This window comes from Flavobacterium sp. HNIBRBA15423 (assembly GCF_052655965.1).
Genome location: NZ_CP199751.1, coordinates 1,815,664 through 1,836,917 on the forward strand (window position 1 = coordinate 1,815,664; position 21,254 = coordinate 1,836,917).

At 30.4% G+C, this 21,254-nt stretch carries 23 protein-coding genes and 5 tRNA genes; 13 read left to right on the forward strand and 15 right to left on the reverse strand.

Going from position 1 to position 21,254, the window contains the following annotated elements; genetic code table 11:
• The first annotated feature begins 19 nt into the window (after window positions 1-19).
• From ACULEV_RS08170 to ACULEV_RS08185, 4 genes are all read left to right on the forward strand, one after another.
• Window positions 20-1,000, forward strand: coding sequence for a carbon-nitrogen hydrolase family protein (locus ACULEV_RS08170; RefSeq protein WP_445458180.1), 981 nt, complete (start codon window positions 20-22; stop codon window positions 998-1,000).
• A gap of 52 nt (window positions 1,001-1,052) precedes the next feature.
• Complete coding sequence (locus tag ACULEV_RS08175; protein WP_445458181.1) at window positions 1,053-2,162, forward strand: cupin domain-containing protein; 1,110 nt, start codon at window positions 1,053-1,055, stop codon at window positions 2,160-2,162.
• 106 nt (window positions 2,163-2,268) lie between these two features.
• Window positions 2,269-3,177, forward strand: coding sequence for a fumarylacetoacetate hydrolase family protein (locus tag ACULEV_RS08180; protein WP_445458182.1), 909 nt, complete (start codon window positions 2,269-2,271; stop codon window positions 3,175-3,177).
• A gap of 69 nt (window positions 3,178-3,246) precedes the next feature.
• Window positions 3,247-3,993: a maleate cis-trans isomerase family protein gene (locus ACULEV_RS08185; RefSeq protein WP_445458183.1), complete on the forward strand. Its 747-nt coding sequence runs from the start codon at window positions 3,247-3,249 to the stop codon at window positions 3,991-3,993.
• 157 nt (window positions 3,994-4,150) lie between these two features.
• Here the strand turns inward: ACULEV_RS08185 and ACULEV_RS08190 are convergent, their stop codons facing one another.
• On the reverse strand, window positions 4,151-4,804 hold the full coding sequence (locus ACULEV_RS08190) for a matrixin family metalloprotease (protein ID WP_445458184.1): 654 nt from the start codon (window positions 4,802-4,804) through the stop codon (window positions 4,151-4,153).
• Window positions 4,801-5,769 (reverse strand): GlxA family transcriptional regulator, encoded by a 969-nt coding sequence (locus tag ACULEV_RS08195; RefSeq protein ID WP_445458185.1) that lies wholly within the window; start codon window positions 5,767-5,769, stop codon window positions 4,801-4,803. The genes ACULEV_RS08190 and ACULEV_RS08195 overlap by 4 nt, the downstream gene beginning before the upstream one ends.
• 127 nt (window positions 5,770-5,896) lie before the next feature.
• Between ACULEV_RS08195 and ACULEV_RS08200 the strand changes: the two genes are divergently transcribed.
• From ACULEV_RS08200 to ACULEV_RS08230, 7 genes are read left to right on the forward strand one after another with little or no spacing between them, the layout of a single operon-like run.
• On the forward strand, window positions 5,897-6,304 hold the full coding sequence (locus tag ACULEV_RS08200) for a hypothetical protein (protein WP_445458186.1): 408 nt from the start codon (window positions 5,897-5,899) through the stop codon (window positions 6,302-6,304).
• 7 nt (window positions 6,305-6,311) lie between these two features.
• Window positions 6,312-7,166 (forward strand): VOC family protein, encoded by an 855-nt coding sequence (locus tag ACULEV_RS08205; RefSeq protein ID WP_445458187.1) that lies wholly within the window; start codon window positions 6,312-6,314, stop codon window positions 7,164-7,166.
• Between the two features lie 7 nt (window positions 7,167-7,173).
• Complete coding sequence (locus ACULEV_RS08210; RefSeq protein ID WP_445458188.1) at window positions 7,174-8,013, forward strand: SRPBCC domain-containing protein; 840 nt, start codon at window positions 7,174-7,176, stop codon at window positions 8,011-8,013.
• Between the two features lie 6 nt (window positions 8,014-8,019).
• Window positions 8,020-8,349 carry an MmcQ/YjbR family DNA-binding protein gene (locus ACULEV_RS08215; RefSeq protein WP_445458189.1) on the forward strand — a complete coding sequence of 110 codons (330 nt, stop codon included), beginning with the start codon at window positions 8,020-8,022 and terminating at the stop codon, window positions 8,347-8,349.
• 21 nt (window positions 8,350-8,370) lie between these two features.
• Window positions 8,371-8,508 carry a DUF4287 domain-containing protein gene (locus ACULEV_RS08220; RefSeq protein WP_445458190.1) on the forward strand — a complete coding sequence of 46 codons (138 nt, stop codon included), beginning with the start codon at window positions 8,371-8,373 and terminating at the stop codon, window positions 8,506-8,508.
• Window positions 8,472-8,609: a DUF4287 domain-containing protein gene (locus tag ACULEV_RS08225; RefSeq protein ID WP_445458191.1), complete on the forward strand. Its 138-nt coding sequence runs from the start codon at window positions 8,472-8,474 to the stop codon at window positions 8,607-8,609. The genes ACULEV_RS08220 and ACULEV_RS08225 overlap by 37 nt, the downstream gene beginning before the upstream one ends.
• Window positions 8,610-8,617: 8 nt before the next feature.
• On the forward strand, window positions 8,618-8,986 hold the full coding sequence (locus ACULEV_RS08230) for a DoxX family protein (protein ID WP_445458192.1): 369 nt from the start codon (window positions 8,618-8,620) through the stop codon (window positions 8,984-8,986).
• A 185-nt stretch (window positions 8,987-9,171) separates the two neighbouring features.
• Here the strand turns inward: ACULEV_RS08230 and ACULEV_RS08235 are convergent, their stop codons facing one another.
• The gene (locus ACULEV_RS08235) at window positions 9,172-11,586 is read right to left on the reverse strand and encodes a hypothetical protein (protein WP_445458193.1); all 2,415 of its coding nucleotides are present in this window, start codon (window positions 11,584-11,586) and stop codon (window positions 9,172-9,174) included.
• A 445-nt stretch (window positions 11,587-12,031) separates the two neighbouring features.
• Here ACULEV_RS08235 and ACULEV_RS08240 point away from each other — a divergent pair, with 445 nt between their 5' ends.
• Both ACULEV_RS08240 and ACULEV_RS08245 read left to right on the forward strand, forming a co-directional pair.
• The gene (locus tag ACULEV_RS08240; RefSeq protein ID WP_445458194.1) at window positions 12,032-13,552 is read left to right on the forward strand and encodes a tetratricopeptide repeat protein; all 1,521 of its coding nucleotides are present in this window, start codon (window positions 12,032-12,034) and stop codon (window positions 13,550-13,552) included.
• Between the two features lie 167 nt (window positions 13,553-13,719).
• Complete coding sequence (locus ACULEV_RS08245; protein ID WP_445458195.1) at window positions 13,720-14,598, forward strand: T9SS type A sorting domain-containing protein; 879 nt, start codon at window positions 13,720-13,722, stop codon at window positions 14,596-14,598.
• Window positions 14,599-14,790: 192 nt separating this feature from the next.
• Here the strand turns inward: ACULEV_RS08245 and ACULEV_RS08250 are convergent, their stop codons facing one another.
• From ACULEV_RS08250 to ACULEV_RS08305, 12 genes are all read right to left on the reverse strand, one after another.
• The gene (locus ACULEV_RS08250) at window positions 14,791-15,138 is read right to left on the reverse strand and encodes a hypothetical protein (RefSeq protein ID WP_445458196.1); all 348 of its coding nucleotides are present in this window, start codon (window positions 15,136-15,138) and stop codon (window positions 14,791-14,793) included.
• Window positions 15,123-15,293 (reverse strand): hypothetical protein, encoded by a 171-nt coding sequence (locus ACULEV_RS08255; RefSeq protein WP_445458197.1) that lies wholly within the window; start codon window positions 15,291-15,293, stop codon window positions 15,123-15,125. Before ACULEV_RS08255 ends, ACULEV_RS08250 begins: the two co-directional genes overlap by 16 nt.
• Before the next feature lie 197 nt (window positions 15,294-15,490).
• Window positions 15,491-16,039: an exonuclease domain-containing protein gene (locus ACULEV_RS08260; RefSeq protein ID WP_445458198.1), complete on the reverse strand. Its 549-nt coding sequence runs from the start codon at window positions 16,037-16,039 to the stop codon at window positions 15,491-15,493.
• A 188-nt stretch (window positions 16,040-16,227) separates the two neighbouring features.
• Window positions 16,228-17,325, reverse strand: a complete 1,098-nt coding sequence (locus ACULEV_RS08265; RefSeq protein WP_445458199.1) for a slipin family protein — start codon at window positions 17,323-17,325, stop codon at window positions 16,228-16,230.
• Between the two features lie 1,277 nt (window positions 17,326-18,602).
• Window positions 18,603-18,920 (reverse strand): hypothetical protein, encoded by a 318-nt coding sequence (locus ACULEV_RS08270; protein WP_445458200.1) that lies wholly within the window; start codon window positions 18,918-18,920, stop codon window positions 18,603-18,605.
• 40 nt (window positions 18,921-18,960) lie between these two features.
• A complete protein-coding gene (locus ACULEV_RS08275) occupies window positions 18,961-19,971 on the reverse strand; it encodes an RNA ligase family protein (protein WP_445458201.1) in 1,011 nt (336 codons plus the stop codon).
• Between the two features lie 161 nt (window positions 19,972-20,132).
• Window positions 20,133-20,204 (reverse strand) — tRNA-Thr (locus ACULEV_RS08280).
• 55 nt (window positions 20,205-20,259) lie between these two features.
• A tRNA-Leu gene (locus tag ACULEV_RS08285) sits at window positions 20,260-20,333 on the reverse strand.
• A 37-nt stretch (window positions 20,334-20,370) separates the two neighbouring features.
• Window positions 20,371-20,443 (reverse strand) — tRNA-Pro (locus tag ACULEV_RS08290).
• A 205-nt stretch (window positions 20,444-20,648) separates the two neighbouring features.
• A tRNA-Arg gene (locus ACULEV_RS08295) sits at window positions 20,649-20,722 on the reverse strand.
• A gap of 175 nt (window positions 20,723-20,897) precedes the next feature.
• Window positions 20,898-20,984 (reverse strand) — tRNA-Ser (locus tag ACULEV_RS08300).
• A gap of 68 nt (window positions 20,985-21,052) precedes the next feature.
• Complete coding sequence (locus ACULEV_RS08305) at window positions 21,053-21,187, reverse strand: hypothetical protein (RefSeq protein ID WP_445458202.1); 135 nt, start codon at window positions 21,185-21,187, stop codon at window positions 21,053-21,055.
• Window positions 21,188-21,254 lie beyond the last annotated feature (67 nt).

Below are 21,254 nucleotides of genomic sequence, written 5' to 3' on the forward strand. Positions count from 1 at the left end.
GTGTTCCAAATAAAATAAAATGATATTCAAAAAATTCAAAGCCGCAACCGTCCAAACTTCACCTGTTTTTCTAAATGTAGAAAAAACAATAGATAAAGCTATTTCTTTTATAAAGGAAGCAAGCACAAATGGAGCACAATTAATCGCTTTTCCAGAAGTATTTGTTGCTGGTTACCCTTATTGGAATTGGATAATGACACCTATACAAGGTAGTAAATGGTATGAAGAATTATATAAATGTGCTGTAAAAACGAATGATGTTTCTATGCAACCTTTATTTCAAGCAGCTAAAGAGTTTAATATTCATATCGTAATCGGTATAAACGAGCGTGGTAATTCGTATGGTGAAATTTATAATACAAATTTGATTATAGATAATAAAGGGAAACTAATTGGAAAACATCGAAAACTAGTTCCTACATGGGCAGAAAAACTCACTTGGACTTCAGGTGATGGTTCTTCTTTAAAAGTGTATGATACTGAAGTTGGTCCTTTAGGCACATTAGCTTGTGGTGAAAATACCAATACTTTAGCACGCTTTACTTTATTAGCACAAGGAGAATTGGTTCATATTGCCAACTATATCTCGTTACCCGTTGCACCACCAGATTATAATATGGCAGAAGCAATAAAAATCAGAGCAGCTGCGCATTCTTTTGAAGGAAAATTGTTTACAATAGTTTCATGTTCCACCATTTCTCAAGAAATAAAAGACGCTTTACGCGAAGATGTTCCTAATGTTGATGAAGTTTTGACTCGTAAAAATTCTGCTTTCTCAGGGTTTATTGGCCCAAATGGAACCGTAATCGGTGAACCTTTAATTGACGATGAAGGTATCATTTATGCCGAAATAGATTTATCTAAATGTATTCAACCTAAACAAATGCACGATATTTTGGGACATTACAACCGATTTGATATATTTGATTTAAGAGTAAATATAGCTCCAACGAGAAAGATTACGTTTATCGATAATCATGAAGAGTTTAATAAAAGATAACTAGAAAACCAGACAGGTTTCAGGAACCTGTCTGATTTAAAACAATAAGATTATGGAAACAAATAACCATTCAGACGATCAATACGGAAGAGCTAGAGTTCAAGATTCTCCTGAACTTAAAGCCTACTACAAAGATTTAGAAAACCTTGGAGCTGGTGCTTTATGGACGGTTGCCAATGATATAGAACCTTGGGAACCAAAATCAAACTCTACTCCTATGTTATGGAAATATGATGATTTGCGAGATTTAGTTTTAAAATCATCAGAATTAGTAACACCAGAACAAGCTGGAAGACGTGTAGTATATTTAGTTAACGATAAACGAAAAGACGTATCAGCTGCTGTTGGCTGGCTGTATACTGGAATCCAAGTTACACGTCCTGGAGAATTTACTTCAGCACATAGACACAAAGCATCTGCCCTACGTTTCATTATGGAAGGAGAAGGTGGTTATACTGTGGTAGATGGAAACAAAATTACTTTTGAAGTAAATGATTTTGTTATTACACCTAATTCTACTTGGCACGAACATGGAGTTGATGCTAATGGAAAAACTTGTATTTGGCAAGATGGTTTAGATATTCCATTAGTAAATGCATTAGAAGCAAATGATTATGCTGTTTATGACGGGAAACAACCTTTGGAAGTTCCATTGAATTATTCTCCTATCAATTATGGAACAGCAGGTATTATTCCAGTAGATAAAATTTGGGATAAACCCTATTCACCTTTATTCAAGTTTTCTTGGAAAAAAGTATATCCTGCATTAGTTGAAGCTTCAAAAATAAACGATATAAATCCTTTTGATGGAATTTTTATGCAATATTCAAACCCATTAACTGGCGGACATGTGATGCAAACCATGAGTGCCTCTATGCAGTTATTACCAGCTGGTTTCAAAGGAAAAGCACATAAACACACAGGTTCATTTGTTTACCAATGTGCCAAAGGAAAAGGATATACCATCATTGACGGAAAACGTTTTGACTGGAAAGAAAGAGACATTTTCTGTGTTCCTTCATGGGCTTGGCACGAACATCATAATTTATCTGAAACTGAAGATGCTTGTTTGTTTAATTTCAATGACTTACCTGTTATTGAAAAATTAGGCTTGTATCAAGGAAAAGAATATACAGAAAACAAAGGACATCAATTGGTTTAGAAAATAGAAGAAAGAGAAAAGAAGAAGACTTTAAAATTAAACATAAAAAATAATATAAATAATTTAAAAATAACTTGACGTCTTAGCGTCTTTGCTAAAAATAAAAATGAAACTACTTACCTACAAAACAGAAAATACAGAACCAAGATTAGGATTTTTACATAATAATTTAGTTGTTGATATGGAGGATTTTGGAAATATTTCCAACTTTCCATTGCCCGATAATATGTTAGACTTAATTGATTTAGGGTTTGAAATTATTTCAGAGATTACTGATTTAATTGAAGACACCAGAGAAGTAGACTTTGAAGAAATTAGTCATAAAATGGAAAGTGTAACATTTCTTGCACCTATTCCAAAACCACGTAAAAACATCATTGGAATTGGATTGAATTATACAGAACATGTAGCAGAAAGTGCTAGAACATTAGACACTTCAAATGAATTACCACAACAACCAGTTATTTTTTCAAAACCAACGACTACTGTTACTGCAACTAAAACCAATATAATATTAAATAGAAAATTAACCAATCAGTTAGATTGGGAAGTAGAATTAGCTGTCGTTATAAGTAAAAAAGGGAAATATGTGCCAAAAACTGATGCATTAGACTATGTTTTTGGTTATACAATAATCAATGATATTTCGGCAAGAGATTGTCGTCGTTCTGGACAATGGATTGTATCTAAAGGTCAGGACACTTTTGCTCCTATGGGACCAATTTTAGTAACTAAAGACGAAATCGTAAATCCGCATAATTTGAATTTATCATTAACAGTAAATGGTATTGAGAAACAAAATTCAAATACCAAGTTCATGTTATTCAATATTAATGACTTGATTGAAGATTTAAGTACGGTTTTCACATTAGAGGCTGGAGATATTATTGCCACTGGAACACCAGCAGGTGTTGGAGCAGGAAGAAATCCACAAGAATGGCTAAAAGAAGGTGATGTAATAAAATGTACTGTTGAAGGCATTGGAACAATTGAAAATACAGTTAAAGAAATATAACAAAAATATTCAGTCGCAATTTTCAGTTTTCAGACTGCTAACGGTGACTGAAACAGGAAACTAAAAAAAATGAAATACAGAATAGGCCAAATAGTTCCATCTTCAAACGTAACGATGGAAACCGAAATACCAGCAATCTTTCGTTCAAGAGAAACCATACTTCCTGAACGTTTTACCTTTCATAGCAGTAGAATGCGTATGAAAAAAGTAACTAAAGAAGAACTAGAAGCTATGGATGCCATGAGTTTAAAATGTGCTCAAGAACTATCAGATGCTCATGTTGATGTTATGGGTTATGCTTGCTTAGTTGCTATTATGAGTATGGGAAGAGGCTATCATTGTGTTTCAGAAGTGAATTTACATCAAGAAACGATTGCGAATGACTACCCTACTCCTATTGTAACTTCTGCCGGAGCTTTGATTAATGGATTAAAAGTTTTAGGTGCAAAGCAAATATCTATCATTACACCTTATATGAGACCATTAACAAATATGGTTGTCGATTATATTGAACATCAAGGTATAAAAGTAAAAGAAAGTATTGCTCTTGAAATTCCGGATAATTTAGAGGTTGCTGCTCAAAATCCCATGAATTTATTAAAAATCTACAAACAATTAGATTTAACAGATGTCGATGTTCTAGTAGTTTCTGCTTGTGTGCAAATGCCTTCTTTAGAAGCAATCGATTTAATTCAAGCTGAATGTGGCATTCCTGTAACTTCTGCAGCTGTTTGTACAACTTATGAAATGATGAAAAAAATTGGTATCGAAGCCAAATCTGCTATTGGTGGAGAATTATTAAGTGGAAAGTATTAATATATTTAAAACGATATTTCATATTGTTATTTTAAATTAAGAAGGAAATATCTCATTACTTACTGAGCAATATAAAGTTTTTAACAAACCTTATATAGCTTATAATGGGATATTTTCTTATTATTTATACTTTTTAAAGAACTTTTTGCTTTTATAATTAGTTAGAGTTCAATTTTTTTTTACATCGCTCACATAATGCTAATAAAGCGTTATCAATTGTAGCAATACTTTCTACAGCATCAGTCATTACACATTTTTTATCTGGACAATGTGGCAATCCCAAATTATGACCTAATTCATGTATGGTGACTTTGTTTAGTCTGTTTAAATGTATAATAGGGTTTTTATGCTGCAATCGAAAAGAAGAAATAACACAACTCTTACCTGGGCAATATGCTAAACCCATTATTCCCCAATCTGCATATTTATAAGTTGGCTTCTTTATAGTTCCATCTTTATTTTTTTTAGTAATAGAAATATCACTTTGGGTTAAACCCAATATATAATCAATTGTGTCTAACTTCCTTTTGTTTTGAATTTTAATAATACTATCTGCTCTATAACGTGCTGATTTTACTTGGATAAAAGCAGAACTAGGCAACTCGATTTCTGGCAAAATAACTGTTTTAATATTATAAAAAACAGCAATTGTTTTCGCTAAAGTATCTGTTTTTTCTTTTGGAAAACCTTTATATGGTTGAATTCCCACAACAGTTTCCTCATTTATTGAGCTTTCAGAACAGGAAAGAAAAATCAAAAAAAGAAAAATATAAATTACTTTTACCATAGCTGGTTTTTTCTCATACTTCATAACCAATTGTATTTATTTTTATAAGCTATAGGTGACATAGAGGTGTGTTTTTTAAAAACATCTCGAAATGATTTACTGTCTGAATAGCCTACTTCATACATGATTTCGCTAATAGTTTTTCTTCCTTTTTCTAATTCTTTTTTTACAACTTCAATTTTTACTCGTTGTATATATTCAATAACAGTGTTATTTGTAGCTTTTTTGAATCTTCTTTCTAAAGTTCTGCGGGCCATATTACTATAAATTGAAAGATCATCAATACTAATTTTTTTATCAAAAGAATCTTCAATGTAATCCTGAACTTTTAAAATAGCTTCATCTTCATGAGAACGCTGTCCTTTAAATATGGTAAAAACATTTTGATTATTCTTATTTATATCTAATAGAAAAAACTTTGAAATTAATATAGCCGTTTCTTTATTAGTATATTTTTCGACCAAATGCAAAAGCAAATTCCAGTAGGAAGTTGCACCACCACTGGTGTACAATCCATTTTCTTCAGTAATAATCAAATCGTTAACTACATTCACTTTTGGAAAACGATGCTTTAATGTTTCCACATACATCCAATGTGTAGAACACGATTTTTCATTTAGTAAACCCGTTTCAGCTAATAAAAAGGCTCCAATACACAAACTAGCTATCTCAACTCCTTTTTTATACTCTTTTATTAACCAAGGAACAATAATTTCATTTAATGCTAAAGCTTCATCAATATTTTGACCAATGGGAGGAACAATAATTAAGTCTGAAGTTGGAGATTCATCAAAGGTATAATCTGTGTTTATAGATACTATGCCCTTATTTAATTGAACTGTTTTTGTAGCACCAACTAATTGTACTTTAAATGGCACTTCTTTGCCATCATTTACAAAGAACTGATTTATTGAGGTAAATAGATATTGTGAATCTACTATAGCAGCTGTAACAGCAGTTTTAGGCACCAAAATGCTAATTATTTTCATTCCATATTCGTTTGTAAAAACAAATATAAAAACAATTGTCGTAATCAACCCATTGGATTGTCATAATTACACCTTCTAGAATTTAAATAATCTCAATAATTTTGGAGTATACAAATAAATATAAATAATGGAATATTTTAATTTAGATAGCGATAGTATTGTTTTTTGTGTAACAGCAACCACTTTTCCTGAAGGAGTTTTAGCCGCACACAAAACATTACATTCCTTTATTTCACATAATCCAAATAGAAAATATTATGGTATTTCTTATTCTGATAAAAAAGGAAAAATAGTTTATAAAGCTGCAGCTACAGAATTAATTACTAATGAATTAAGGAAACATAGCCTAGAACTGTTTACAATAAAAAAAGGTGCTTATATTTGTATAACTGTTATTAATTTTAGAAATACTATTCATAAAATAGGTGATTCTTTTGCATCACTTTTATTGCATCCAGATATTGACCCAAATGGATATTGCTTAGAATGGTATTTCAATCAGGAAGATTGTAAATGTATGGTAAAACTTAAATAACAGAAACATGAGAAATCAACTAATAACCCCTTTTTTATGGTTTGATGGAAAAGCAGAAGAAGCAGCACACTTTTATACTTCCTTTATTAAAAACTCACAAGTTGAAAGTATTAATCCTACAGTTTCAGTTTTTAATCTTAATGGATTACAATTCAATGCTTTAAATGGAGGAAATATATTTCAATTCACTAATGCTATTTCACTCTTTATCAAAACAAATGATTCCAATGAAATAGATAATATTTGGAACCAATTGAAAAAAAACGGAACCATTTTAATGGATTTGGATGAATACCCATGGTGCAAAAAATATGGTTGGGTCACTGATAAATATGGTTTGTCTTGGCAACTTTTTCTTGACGAAGCACCTCTACAAATTTTACCTACTCTACTCTTTGTAGATAAACAATTTGGCAATGCTCAAAAAGCCATCGATTTATATTGTTCCCTATTTAAAGATTCTAAAATCATATCAATTGTGAAATTTGATGAAGAAAATGAAGGTCTCAAAGATAAAATTCAATATGCAGAATTTAGCTTAGCTAATCAGAAGTTTGTGGCTATGGAAAGTCCGTTAGAGCATAACTTTGGTTTCAATGAAGCTTTTTCTTTCGTTATACATTGTGAAGATCAAGACGAAGTAGATTATTACTGGGATAGTTTTATCAATTTAGGAGGAGAAGAAAACCAATGTGGATGGTTAAAAGACAAATTTGGAGTTTCATGGCAAGTAGTTCCTAAACTATTGGTTCAATTATTAAACGATACTGATAGAGAAAAAGCAGATCGAGTAATGAATGTCATGATGAAAATGAAAAAAATAGATTGTGCAAAACTACAAGATGTATATAACAATAAATAAATATAATATGAAAACTGAAAATTTTGAAATTACTATTAATGCACCAGTTGAAAAAGTATGGCAAGTGCTTTGGGACGAATTAACTTATATGCAATGGACAAGTGCTTTTTGTGTAGGTTCTTATGCAAAATCAGATTGGAAAAAAGGAGGTAGTATTCACTTTCTTTCACCTAGCGGCAGAGGAATGTATAGTAAAATCGCAGAACTTGAACCTAATAAAGCAATGGTTTTTAATCATTTAGGCGAAATTGTAGACTATAAAGAACAGCCAAATGATGAAAAATCGGCTTCATGGAGTGGTTCAAAAGAAGCCTATTATTTAACTGAAATCGACGGCAAAACAAAACTTCTAGTTACTGTTGACATGATTGAAGAGTATTCAGATTATTTTAAAGATATTTTTCCAAAAGCCTTAAACATAGTTAAAGAATTATCTGAAAAAAATTGTATCACTATTACAACAAGTATTGATGCACCAATCGAAAAAATTTGGACCTATTGGAATGAACCAAAACACATAACACAATGGTGTACTCCTTCTGAAGATTGGCATACTACAAAAGCAGAAAATAATCTGACTGTTGGTGGTAAATTTACATCTACTATGGCAGCAAAAGATGGTAGTTTTAGCTTTGATTTTTCAGGAATATATACAGAAGTAAAGCCAAACGAAATAATTAACTACACCATGGACGATGGAAGAATAGCTCGTATTTTATTTGCTTCTGTAGAAAATCAAATTAAAATAGTGGAAACCTTCGAAGCAGAAAATCAAAACTCGATAGAAATGCAACAAACGGGTTGGCAAAGTATTCTAGATAATTTTAAAAAGCACGTTGAAAATTAACACATTATGAGTGTTTCCATAGAACTATTTAGAAAATTAGCATTATCCCTTCCAGAAATTACGGAAGAGCCTCACTTTGAAAAAACAAGTTTTAGAGTGGCTAAAAAAATAGTAGCTACGTTAAATGTTACAGAAAATACTGCTACTATAAAATTAAATGAAATAGAGCAAAATGTTTATTGTAGTAATCCAAAATATCTTTCACCTGTTCCTAATAAATGGGGAAAACAAGGCTGGACCATTATACATTTAAACACTATATCTGAAGAAATGTGTAGAGAAGCTTTACAATCATCTTATAACCAAGTAGCACCTAAACGATTAAAGAATAAATGAACACATTAAAACATTAGAATTATGTCATTTCAAGCATATATTGATAACATTAAAATAAAAACAGGAAAAAGTCCTGAAGATTTTAAAAGACTTGCTGAACAAAAAGGATTCTTAAAAATAATATGCTTTCTCCTAATGTTAAAGCTACAGAAATTGTGAATTGGCTTAAGAATGATTTCGATTTAGGTCACGGTCACGCTATGGCCATATATGCCGTATTTAAGAATCATAAAGATTATAAATCAATAACACCTAAATAATATAAATTATGAACACAAAAACAACAAAAATACTTTTTTGGACAACAACCATCATTATTTTTCTATTTGAAGGTGTTATGCCTGCATTTACTTCACAGACAGAAATGGCAAAAGAAGGCATTCGTCATTTAGGTTATCCAGACTATTTTGGAACAACTTTAGCTGTATTCAAAGTTTCAGGAACTTTATTACTTATTATTCCTCAGATTCCTTCTAGAATAAAGGAATGGGCTTATGCTGGTTTTGCTTTTGATTTTATATTTGCATTTATCAGTCTTTGGGTGGTGGATGGAATAAACGGAATGTTAGTATTACCTCTTATTTTCTTCGGAATTTTGATTGTATCCTACACAAGTTATCACAAATTAAAAGCTTAGTAGTCAAAATATTATATTTGGTAAAAAATACTAAATTTTTAGTAATATTTATAAATTAGGAGTTATAACAAAAAAATAGGTTATTCTATTGATACATTTTCATTTCAATATAAAATTACAGCAATTTCTAATTTTATATTGAAATGAAAATGTAATAAAAAAATAATTATTATCCTGTGAAATTTTTAATTCTGTTTTACATATTCTACTATTACTACATTTCTATCAACTCTCTCATAATACCCATTATAGGTAAAGAAAACAGTTTTGTTCCAATAGGATTTTGAAGATTGAAAGAAACGTAATGCTATTTTTCTAATCAAATTATATTGAGTTTTACTCAATTCTTTATTATAAATCGCATAGTAAGTATAACCAGGTTCTCCTATTTTTAAATCTATATCTAACCAAGAAAAATCTTTAGTTAGCAATTGGTTTTGGCTATAGCCAATACTTTTTATAAGGTAATCTGGTGCATAGGCACATAGTGTAAAACCTGATTCCCTTGGTTCTATCTCCAATTTTCCAACTAAATTTTCTTTGTTGTTTTCAAAATAGGTATCTAATTCCTCTTCCATCAAGTGATAAAGTGCCTCTTCTTTTGATTCGATTTCTCTAAAAGGAGTATAATCTGTTTTTCGAGTGCTTTCTCTTTTTAGAAGAGAATAACCATAATTTCCTGAAAAAAGAAGTGAATTTCCTTCCAAGTATAAGTTTTTTGGATAATAGAAATAAGCATCTTCTCCATTTTTAGTAATATGTTCGCATAACACTTCTACTTCTTTACTTGAATTCAAGGAATAGCTCCAAACTAAAGGTTTGTTTCCATCCATAAAGAAGAATTGGTTGTCTAAAAGAAAAGGTCCTATTTTTTCTTTCTCTGGTCCACTTATAAACAAAGCACTACTTTTTGGTTTTTCAGGATTTGAAATATCTATTAACCAATGATTTCCTTCCATTTGTATAACCAAATTTGTATCTACTAAATTGATGTTATCACAAAACGGATGCTCACATTCTGGACTTAAAACCTGAAGTAATGTTGTCTTTTCATTTGGATACAATTTATAAGTAACTAATCCAGTATTTCCTGCTGTAATGTAGAGATAATCATTGTGAATAAGCGCTTGTTTTGCATAGGTATATAGCAATTGTGTGGAACCAACTGTTACCAATTCAAGAAACTCAAAATGCGGCTCTTTCTTTTTATATAAAGCTAACCCAGCTATTGAACAAAGTGTCATGTAATCCTCATTTACAAAAATATGATCAATATCGCTATCAAAATCATTCTCATTAATTTCTATTACACTAATAGTTTCTTCTTGTATAGTGTAGACAACTATTTCTGTCTCATTATGAGCTATATATAATTTATTTTCATAATAACACGCACAATTAGGTGAGGTCACAATTTCTTTTTGACTAATTATTTCTATTTGATCATTTTCAATCGAAAATGCTACAAGTAATCCTTGATTTGTGAAATTATAAATCTTGTCATTTTGTTTGAAAAAAAGTAGCGAAGTGCCCAACTCTTTATGGGTATCAGAATCTGTTACATTCCAATATTTAGGAGTTTCTTTATTTAAATTCTGCTCTAAATAAGGCAAAAATGCTAAGGGTTTAGTCTCTAATGGAACTTTTTTAGCCATTTGTACTATTACTCTATCATTTGGATGAATGTCTTCTTCCTTTCTATTCTTCATTTTTTTCTCAGGACCAGTCAAAACACGAATTACTTCGTTTTCAATTGCTTTTGAGTTTTTACGAATAACATCTAGAAATAATGAAGTTATTGTTTTACCATCAAAAGCTTTGTCTATTTCGTATGACAATGATAAAGATATTGTACCCACATTTTTATCAGTAGCTAAAAGCTTAAAATTACCATATTCAATTTTTAAACCAAAATCTATGACATTTTCCATTTTCAAATGAATAACACTGGACTCGTTTTTAAAAACAGTTTCCCATTCCGATTTATCAGCATCATCTACTCTAAAAAACAGTATTTCTTCATCTGTTAAAGCTACATATCCTTTTATTTTCTTTCTGCTTTCAATATGTTCTATTACTGTTTTAAATAATTTATTTTGAGTAAAAGGACTATAAACAGCCGTCAAAGTAGCATGAGATCCACTTTCAATATCAGCAACTTTAAAAGAAACTAGTTGTTCTTGCTGAAGTAAATTTTGTTGCTTACCAAGTTGTTTAGTTATTTCTATAAGACTAGCTTTTGCTAGATTGATTGCCTTTAATGCGAGTTCGTTTTTAGCAAAATCATTGAAATTTAAGAGATTTCCAAAGTTTTTAAAACTTACTGCTTCATCGTTAAAATCATATTCAATTTCTGTTACTTTACCTATAGCAATATCATCAATTAATGTTGCAAAAGTAAGACACGGAAAAATAAAAGCAGGAGTTTCATAATAAGGATTACTATAATCATTCCAATTTGATTCGAACCAAAAGCGAATTTCAGTAAAATCAGGATTCCAACCTAAAATAACAGAAACAATCGTTTGTGTTTGTTTATCCAATTCTTGTTTTAACAAGCCTTCAATTTCTGTCACTAATTGTCTATTATTATCTTTCATGAATTTGTAATTAGTTTTGTTTAGTAATCTGATGTACTTTATTTGATAAAATGTGATTAATGATAACTTCTAAGCTTATTAATAAAAATTATGTCTTAAATATATCATTATGTATATTTAGTTTTACAAATTTTAAATTAATTAACTAGATTTGAATCACTATTTATGATGATTTTAAGTACCTATTATTTAAAAAATGTAATAGATTGGAATTATATTAATCCCTCTACAATTATCTTTAATTTACTTTCTTCACAAAATACTATATTATTTAAAATACCATATTATTATTTTAAAATTTAGAACTATTTTTGAATTCATTTAAAAAAAGCGTATCAAAACAAGTGTAATCTTTTTATTTTTTTGCTTCTTTTGGCAAACTAATCTGTTTAGTAACTCTACAACTAAACATTGTGATTCCATCATTAAAGAAGGGGTTAATTTAATGCTCAAAAAAAACCATGTAGCTTCATTAGAATTACTTTTTGAAGCTCGTGAAGTGGCGAAAAAAAATAAATGGTACAAGCAACTGTTTTTAGCTCAAAACAACATAGCAAATAATTATTATATGCTTCTAGATTATGGGGAAGCATTGAAACAACATCTTGAAAGTTACAAAATAGCAAGTAATCATTTGGAAGATGCTCAAATTATGATTGTATTAAACAATATAGCCATTTTATATAGTAAAGAAAAAAAATATGATAAAGCCAACAGTCATTTTAATAAAGCTCTTGTCTTAGCTGAGAAATATAACGACTCCTTAAAAATGAGTTTGTACACTATGAATTTAGGGCTTTTAGCCAATGAAGAAAACAAACTACAACAAGCTCGTGCCTTTTTTAATAAGTCATTACAATTTTCAAAAACACTTGATATAAGAATACCAACATTAATAGGGCTTTACAATAACGATTTACTACTTGGAAACATAAAAAAAGCCCGTTCAGAAGCAGAAAAATTACTTGCTAATTTAAAGAACGAACAAAATAATGATAATAGGATTGATTTATCATTCATTATTGCTAAATCCTATTTACAAGAAAACAATTTAGTAAAAGCCTTGCAATGGGCCAATATTACTTTAGCAGAAAAACCAGATTTGGAGAAAAAAGTGGAGTTGTATGCTTTACTGTCAGATATTTACTTTAGACTTAAATCTTATACTATAGCTTTTCAGTATAAAGATTCCATTACCATTTCAAATACAAAACTTAATACCATAAAAAATGGTAAGTTATTTGAAAGTAGTGAAGTAAAATTTCAAATACAAAACTATAAAGAAAAACTCATTGAAAAAGAAGCTAGAATTAAAAGTGAGCGAAAACTTTTTTATTCAGTAATAATCGCAATTGTTTTTGCACTCATCATTTTACTATTAATTTTTAGGAACTACTCTATAAAAGTGAAGCAAAAAGAATTATTTGCAAAGAGAGAACAACAAATAACCGAATTTAAACTTGAAAAGGAGATAGCTGAGAATTCTTTATTACTTGAAAAAGAAAAAACAGCACTTTTAGAAAAAGAAAGCCTAAAAAATGAAATTCAATTAAGAAATCAAAGAATCTTGTCGAGAGCACTCTACATTTCTGGACGAAATCAACTGTTACAAGATATCTTGAAATCCTTTTCAATGCTTCCAAATCTTACTGAAAACGATGCTATTATTAAAAATATTCAAGCTTTAAAAGAACACTTAAAAACAGATGATAATTGGGAAAATTATGTACGTCATTTTGATGAAGTCAATCAAGGTTTCATTAAAAGATTAACAGAAAAACATCCTGATTTAACTACTACTGATATTCGTTATATTTCCTATGTGTATATGAATTTAGACACTAAAGAAATTGCAACTATGCTTAATATTACTCCTGCAGCTTGTAGAAAAAGAAAACAACGAATTGAAGAAAGATTAGAAATCCCAAATAATATTTCATTGAATACATATTTATTAAGCCTTTAAGTTCAACTGAAATTTCTTCATTTTATTTTTATTGAAAGTAATTCTTTTTGGTACAGTCCTACATTGTCACAATTTAGACAACTTTATGTCACAATTTGTCACACCTCAAAAAAGCTTTGCTCACAATAGCTTTTCTAATTTTGTAGTAATTATTTAAAAAATTAATTATGAAAAAAATTTTACTACTTCTGTTTTTTAGTTGTGGATTAAGCATTTCATCTGCTCAAAATCCACAAATTCAAGGTGATCTTATGCTTTGTCCATGGACAAATGGTACAGCAATTGTTACAAATCAAGCCTATGATACTTATCAATGGTATTACAAATATTGGTTTACTTCAGATCCTTATGTAGCGATTTCTGGTGCAACTTCAGACTCTTTTACTTATGATTGGTATACTTACGACCAAGCCCTTTTAAAGGTAGTTGTTACATTAGGAGGAGAAACTTATGAATCAAACGAAATACAAATAGATAGTTATGCATGGGCTAGTCTATTCATTGTTAATGAAATGAATTCGAGTGTATCTGTTGATGGGAATAATGGAAATTTCTTATTATGCCAAGGAGGTAGTTTCAATAATACAATCAATAGTCCATATAATACTAATATACAATGGTATAAAGACGATGTTGCCATTCCTGGAGCTAATGACATTTCCTACCTTATAACAGAACCAGGAAGTTACTATGTTGAAGCTGCTCCCGATTTTTGTCCAAATAGTAGTAGCAGTAATCAAGGTATGCCAATGGTAGTGGAATGGGATACCAACTGTAATTTAAGCATCGATAACCCAACATTAAGCAATGCGATTAACATGTATCCAAATCCTGTTACTCACACACTTTTATTAGACATTAATCAAAATATTGCCATAAAAAGCTACACTATTATTGATAATTTAGGAAAAGTACTCCTACAACAAGACCTTGCATTTAAAAAGAATAATCTTTCAATAGATGTAAGTAACTTATCGGATGGTTTCTACAATTTAATAATTGAAAGCAAGTCGGAAAAAACTATTAAAAAATTCATCAAAGAGTAATTAAATCTGCCTACTTAAACCTAGAAAAGCCCTCTAAAGAAATTTAGAGGGTTTTTCAATATTTTTATAAGAGTTCAATCACTTCCTTTTCTTCTGCTTTTGAAATGTCCAACTTCTTATCATAGATAATCGCATGTTCAATGGAACGCAAATGATAGATCGTATCTAAAAAGGGTATTTTTTTGTCAATCATTAGTCTTCCTTTGTTATCTGATCCATTAATTTCAACAAATAAGGCAAACGATAGTCTCCAAACATGTTTTTAATATGATTAGCAGCTACTTCTTTCTTTAAACCAATAGCAGATACAAATAACGGATTTTTGCTTTCACCTCTTAAAATTTCAACTACTGTTTCGGTATTACTCTGAAATGATGTTTTGGCCATTCCAATTATGGGGAATTTTTTATCCAAAGCTTCATACAAATGACCGCCTAAACCATATTTCCTATCATTATCTACATAAATATGTCCGTCAATGATAATCGCTTCCAATCCTTCTAAAGATACTTCTTCCAAAGCATTCATAATACAAGGCAATTCTCTTTTGTAGAACGAACCTGGTTCATATCCAAAACATCTTTTGTAATATGTGTAATTACATTTATTGGAGTTTCACTTTGCCAATTTTCGAAGAATAATAAAACCGTTTTAGCATAATCGGTTTTATAATGGACGTCTATCGTTAAAATCATTTTCTTTTGGTTAATAAAACAAATATATAGTATTTGTTCAGGTTTTGAATTATTTTTATGCTAATTATACTACGAATAAAAAGCCTTTACCAAAGAAAATCTAATGATAAAAAACTTCAGTAAAGGCACATCAAGAGTATTTTTATTCAATCAAAGACTAATCACTATTTGTCTAAGTACTAACGACTAATCACTAATCACTCATTTAGAACACACCAATGCAATATCTTAGCAATATTTTTAGCATCATCAACACCTCTATGATGGGTTCCTTCTAGTGGAATATCTAAAATATGTAATGCTCCATTCATACCTACTTTCTTACGTAGGCCTTTAACTTCACTAAACAATTCTTTTACATTAATATGATGACTTCCCATTGGGTAATCGATTTTCCTAATGGCACATTGTTTTTTTAGCATATTCAAATCATACTGACCATAACTTGCCCATGTAAATTGGTCAGGTTGGTATTCTTGTTCCAATAGTTCAATGGCTTCTTCAAATGATATTCCTTCGTTATCCAATAACTCTTGAGTAATCGTTGTCAGTTCTGTACAAAACGGACTAACCGTTGAGTGTTCTGGTTTTATAAGGATTCCTTTGTTTTTAGTAATTGTTCCAGAAATAGTATCTAATTCGCAAATACCTATTTCTATTATTTCATTGACTTGTCCTTTGGGTATTTCTCCGTTCCAGCAAGTCGCTTCTAAATCTATTATGATTATTTTTTCTGTTGTTTTCATGTATTATTTTATTTTGGAACATAGCTTAAATCTATGTTAATTACCTATTGCAACTCACAACTACTGCAATAAATTTTATTATTAAAAGAATTATTTTTATAGCTTCTTTTATTTCGATATTATTTTCCTCTTCTCTCATTACTTCAAAGTTTATTAAAAACCTCGAAATAAGAATTCCGAGGTTTTGATTATTTTACGAATATCTCCTTCAATTGACCAATGATGTTTCCGCTTCCAGAAATGGTAATTCCACCAATTTTATCTGCGATTTTCTCCACATATTCCATTTCTTTCAATTTCCAAAGCATTTCGTTTTCTTCCATTAATTTGGCAGTGTTCAACAAACTTCTTGTAGAAGCTGTTTCCTCACGTCTCATTATACTATTGGCTTGTGCTTTCTTTTCGGCTACTAAAACCTGATTCATGATTTCTTTCATATCTCCTGGTAAAATAACATCACGAATACCAACAGTAGCAACGTTTATACCTAAAGCTTCAACTTTTGTTTTGGTTTCTTCCAAAATTACTTCAGCAATCTTATCCTTTTTACTCAACAATTCATCTAAAGTAAAATCACCTACAAAAGCCCTCAAAGCCAATTGCATAGTTACATACAATTGTTTGTCATATTCTTTATTGTTTACCAAAGCTTTGACAATATCTGTAACTTTGTAACTCACAAAGAAGTTAATACGTAAAGTCGCTTTGTCTTTGGTTAACAACTCCTGACCTGAGATTTCCAATTGTTGTTGTCTTAAATCAATAACCTTTACTTCTACTGGGATACTATTATTCCAAAAGTAATAAGTATCTGCCGTAATTTCCTTTATAAAAACACCATTGACAAATAACAAGCCTTTTTCATTACTTGATACCTGAAAACGTCTGACATAACTTCTCAGTTTTAAGTTATCTAGTAACATCTGAGAAACATTTTCTGTAATTTCTACTTTAGATAAATCTATAGTAATAAACTCATTTCTAGTGTAGTCTTTCCAAAATGCATATCTACCTGTTGTCAATACTTCTTTAAAAATACCATTTACATTGTACAAGGCAATTTGATTATCCAAAACCTCTACTATTTCGAGCATACTTGCTAAAGTTTTATTTTCCAATAAAATGTTTAATTCTATTGGTGCTACAAAAGACTGTTTTTTCTCAAAAATTTGTACTTCTTTGTTACCAAAAATCCAATACTTACCTTCATTCAAAACAGTTTCTAATTTTCTATTATTAAATACCAAACCAACTTGGTACGCTTTAATATTAATTCTCTTAATCATGATATCTAATTATTAATCTGAAATGTTCAGATGTTATCTATTATTCTATTTATCTTTTACTTAGTAAATAAGAAAACGCTTTGTCTTTGCTCTCCAAAAAGGACGGAAAGAAAGCAGTCAAAAGAAGCGCTAATATGGTGTTGCATTATTTTTTACGAACCATAATAATAGTACGCAAGCAAATACAAAAGCAAATTAGTTGTTCTAATAACAAACTCAATTTTCAAGTCTTTTTGCGAGTGTTCCTACTTCTTATTCCTAAAAAGAAGGTACTAACAAAGACAAGTAGTTTTCAATCCATGCATTAATTTAACGAGTTATGCTACTCTGATGTACAGATTTTTAGTCTGTCAACCTACATTAAAAGTGTAGTGCTCTACCAGTCTGAGCTAACGCAGCGAGTTGCGTATGGGATTCGAACCCATGCTTCAAAACTATTGTTCTAACCAACTGAACTATCCGTCTAAACGGAGTGGGAATCGAACCCACGACCCATAGTGTCGTGATTGTTTTTTGGTAAACAACCCAAAACCTCCAAATCAAGTTGAATAGTAAATCATCATACGCAATTGCGAAATGAATACTACAATAGTGCTATACAGAAACACCCAACTGGACTTGTTTGATATTTTTAGTATTTAAAAGAACGTATTTATTTCTTTTACAAAGATTTCATTACTAATACGCAATTATTTTACGTAGTATAAAAAACTTTGCATTTATTTAATTATAAAAAACAATTGTCTTTGCGTTAAAAGAACGGAAAAGGAGAAACTAAAAGAAGTGTTGCAATGGTTTTAATTCTATTATGTAAGCAAAGTGCGAGTACTTACAAACGAATCCAAAAGCAAAACAACAGTTCTGGTAGCGTACAATCTATTCAGGTCTTTGGTTTTGTTTCTTTACTAAAAAGAAAGGGGTACATAGCAAAGACAAATTGTTTCTATTATTTTAAAGAGCGTTTAATTTTCTGATACAAAGATTTTATTATAAATACGCAATTATTTTACGTAGTATATAAAATTAATAATCAAACAATTATCCACCAACTTGTCATGCTGTAAGCATCCCAAAAGAAGCTCACACATTTTGTTTGAGGAAATTCTAATGAGACCTTTACAAGGTGACAAGATTGTGAATGAAATCTCTGTACTTATTATAACAGCAATAAATCTCTTAACAATCAATCATTAACAATCAACCATTAATAATTAACTGACATCATATTCTTCGTGTTCTATACCAACTAAGGCTATTCTGTTATAAGTTTCCATGCTTTATAATTTTAAGCGTTCTTGATGGGCTTTGTCTCTTTGTTCTATGGCTCCAAATAGACTGCCTTTGAAATAGTCAATATTGACAAAACCGTTTTCTTCAGTAATAAGCGATTCTTTCTTGGTAACGGCTCCAGTATATTTGGAACCATAATTCCCTTCTAATTGTCCCGTTACAGGATTTAAATCGCCCCATTTGGGTGTTTTACCATTATAAATAGGTTCAACGAAATAAATAATTCCTGTTATTCTCGATTTCATTAGGAATCTTCCTGTTTCATCGGTATTCGTTAAAAATCGTTTTAATATATCTTTTCTCATTTTTTTACTTTTTAATTGTTATTTATTTTAAAAAAACATCTTACACTTTAAATGTCATAAACTCTTCTTTAATTAAGCTTATCACTTTGTTATTGACTCTTTTGTTGATGCTTTTTTGTTCTTCTTTTTCCAAAACATCAAAAGCTATTGGGTAGTCTTTCTTAAAATCGGCAATCACATCTTGTGAAAACAATCCTACCAATTTACCCATCATTTTAGGTTGAAATTCTCCTTTTTTACTCAACACATTATACAACCTGTTGATAGAAATGTAGTCTTGAATGGTTTCCCAAATGGTTTGTGCTTCTCCTGAAAAATAATTCTCTTTATGCTCTTTTTTAGGTTTATTGTTTTTACCTACTTCAGCCCATTTTTCGTTTTTATTTTTCAAAATCACTCTGGAACCGTTTCCGAAATACTTTGGAATAATTGGCTTAATAATAACTCCTTCACAAATATTGTTTTCTAATTGAGGCAAACCCAACCAATTTGGAATTAATGAGTTAAATTCATTTGGATAACGAAATGCTTCTTCTAAAGTTCCTTCAAACAAGGTCTTTGCATAAAAGAACCCTATTCTTTCAAACACACTATTTGCCGAATCAACGGTTAAATAATGCGTGCCATTTACTTTAATATCAAAAGCATAGAAATCATTTTCTGGGCAATAATCTACTCCTTTTTGTACTTTGATAGCGTTTTTTGCTACAGCTACTTCTTTATGGTTGTAATTTCCACCAAACAATTCCCCAAAAATCACAATAAACTTAGTCTCTTGAAATTCTGATTGCACTGCTTTAAAAGCTTCCAAAACTTTCTCTTTATATCGTTTTGCTACTTCATGTGCGTTGTAAAACGTTTCCTCTTCACTAATAAAGTCAGTACGTTTTGCAATCTTAATTGTTTTTCCATCAGTATAAAAAGAGAAATTTGCACCGTGTACTTTTTCTTGTACAACATAGATTTCTTTCTCAAAACCATGAATGATAATTTGTTCCAAAACTTGTTTTTGGTACGTATTTTCTATTGAATTGTATTTTCTAAATTCCATTTTTTCTATTTCTTAATTTTATTACCTATTTTAGACGTCACTTCAAGTGCGAAGCATATCGAGAAGCTTTCCTTTTCAACAACGGTTCTCGATACATTTTTTATAAAATTGCTGTTCGCATTTCATAAAAAACACTCGAACTGACGCTCTGCTAACCACTTAAACACCAGAAGGAATTGAACCTTCATCTTCAGCATACTAAGCTGTTGCTCTACCCTTTGAGCTATAGCATTTATGTCAATTGTCAGTAACAAAGAGATTTAAAACCTCTTATGTAAATCCGTTTCGTCCAGGAAGAGAGACTCGAACTCTCAAAATTCAGATTCTAAATCTGACGCGTCTACCTATTCCGCCATTCCCGCAATTATTACTTTTCACTAAGAACTAATCACTAAAAAGTCTGGGAAGCAGGACTCGAACCTGCAACCTCTCGCATCCAAAGCGAGTAAACAACCAATCGTTATCTTCCCAGCGGTAACTCAAAGTCAAGTCTTTTTGAGAGACAGTCAAAAAAACCATCCTTTGAGTAGCGTTCCTTTCTAAGAACTTTAGTTGATTTGTCAGGACTTGAACCTGAACAAAGAGAGTCAAAGTCTCTTATGCTAACCATTTACATCACAAATCAATATTACTATAAATAAGAGCTATTCACTAATTACTAATTACTTTCTCCTTTGTGATTTTGATAGGATTCGAACCTATAACCTATTGCTTCGTAGGCAATTGCTCTATCCAGTTGAGCTACAAAATCTTATTCTATTTTTGACACTCCCAATCTACGTCACTTCGAGTGCGAAGCGTATCGAGAAGCTTTCCATTTTAACAACGGTTCTCGATACATTTTTTATAAAATTGCTGCTCGCATTTTATAAAAAACACTCGAACTGACGCTCTCCTAATCACTAAGTACTTATTCACCAAAAAAGCGGAGAGCAAGGGAATTGAACCCTCATTACCTTGTGAGTAAACCGATTAGCAGTCGGGTGTAACAAACCAATATTTACCTACTCTCCAAATTACAAAACACAAAAAAAGCACCTCGTTAAAGGTGCTTCATGTTTACAAATAAGATACTACTATCCTATTGCCTATATTGATGCACCTGTACACTTCCTCCAGCCACGAAGTCAAGACTCGGGTTTATTGAAAAACTTCGTTCTAGTGAAATTACATTCATTTTTTGTTGTCCTTTATAGTGTTTATCTTGTGTTCTCATGTGTTTTAATTATAAATTGTTAATGGTTAATTATCAATTGTATGGTTTTATTACTTCTTCAAAAATC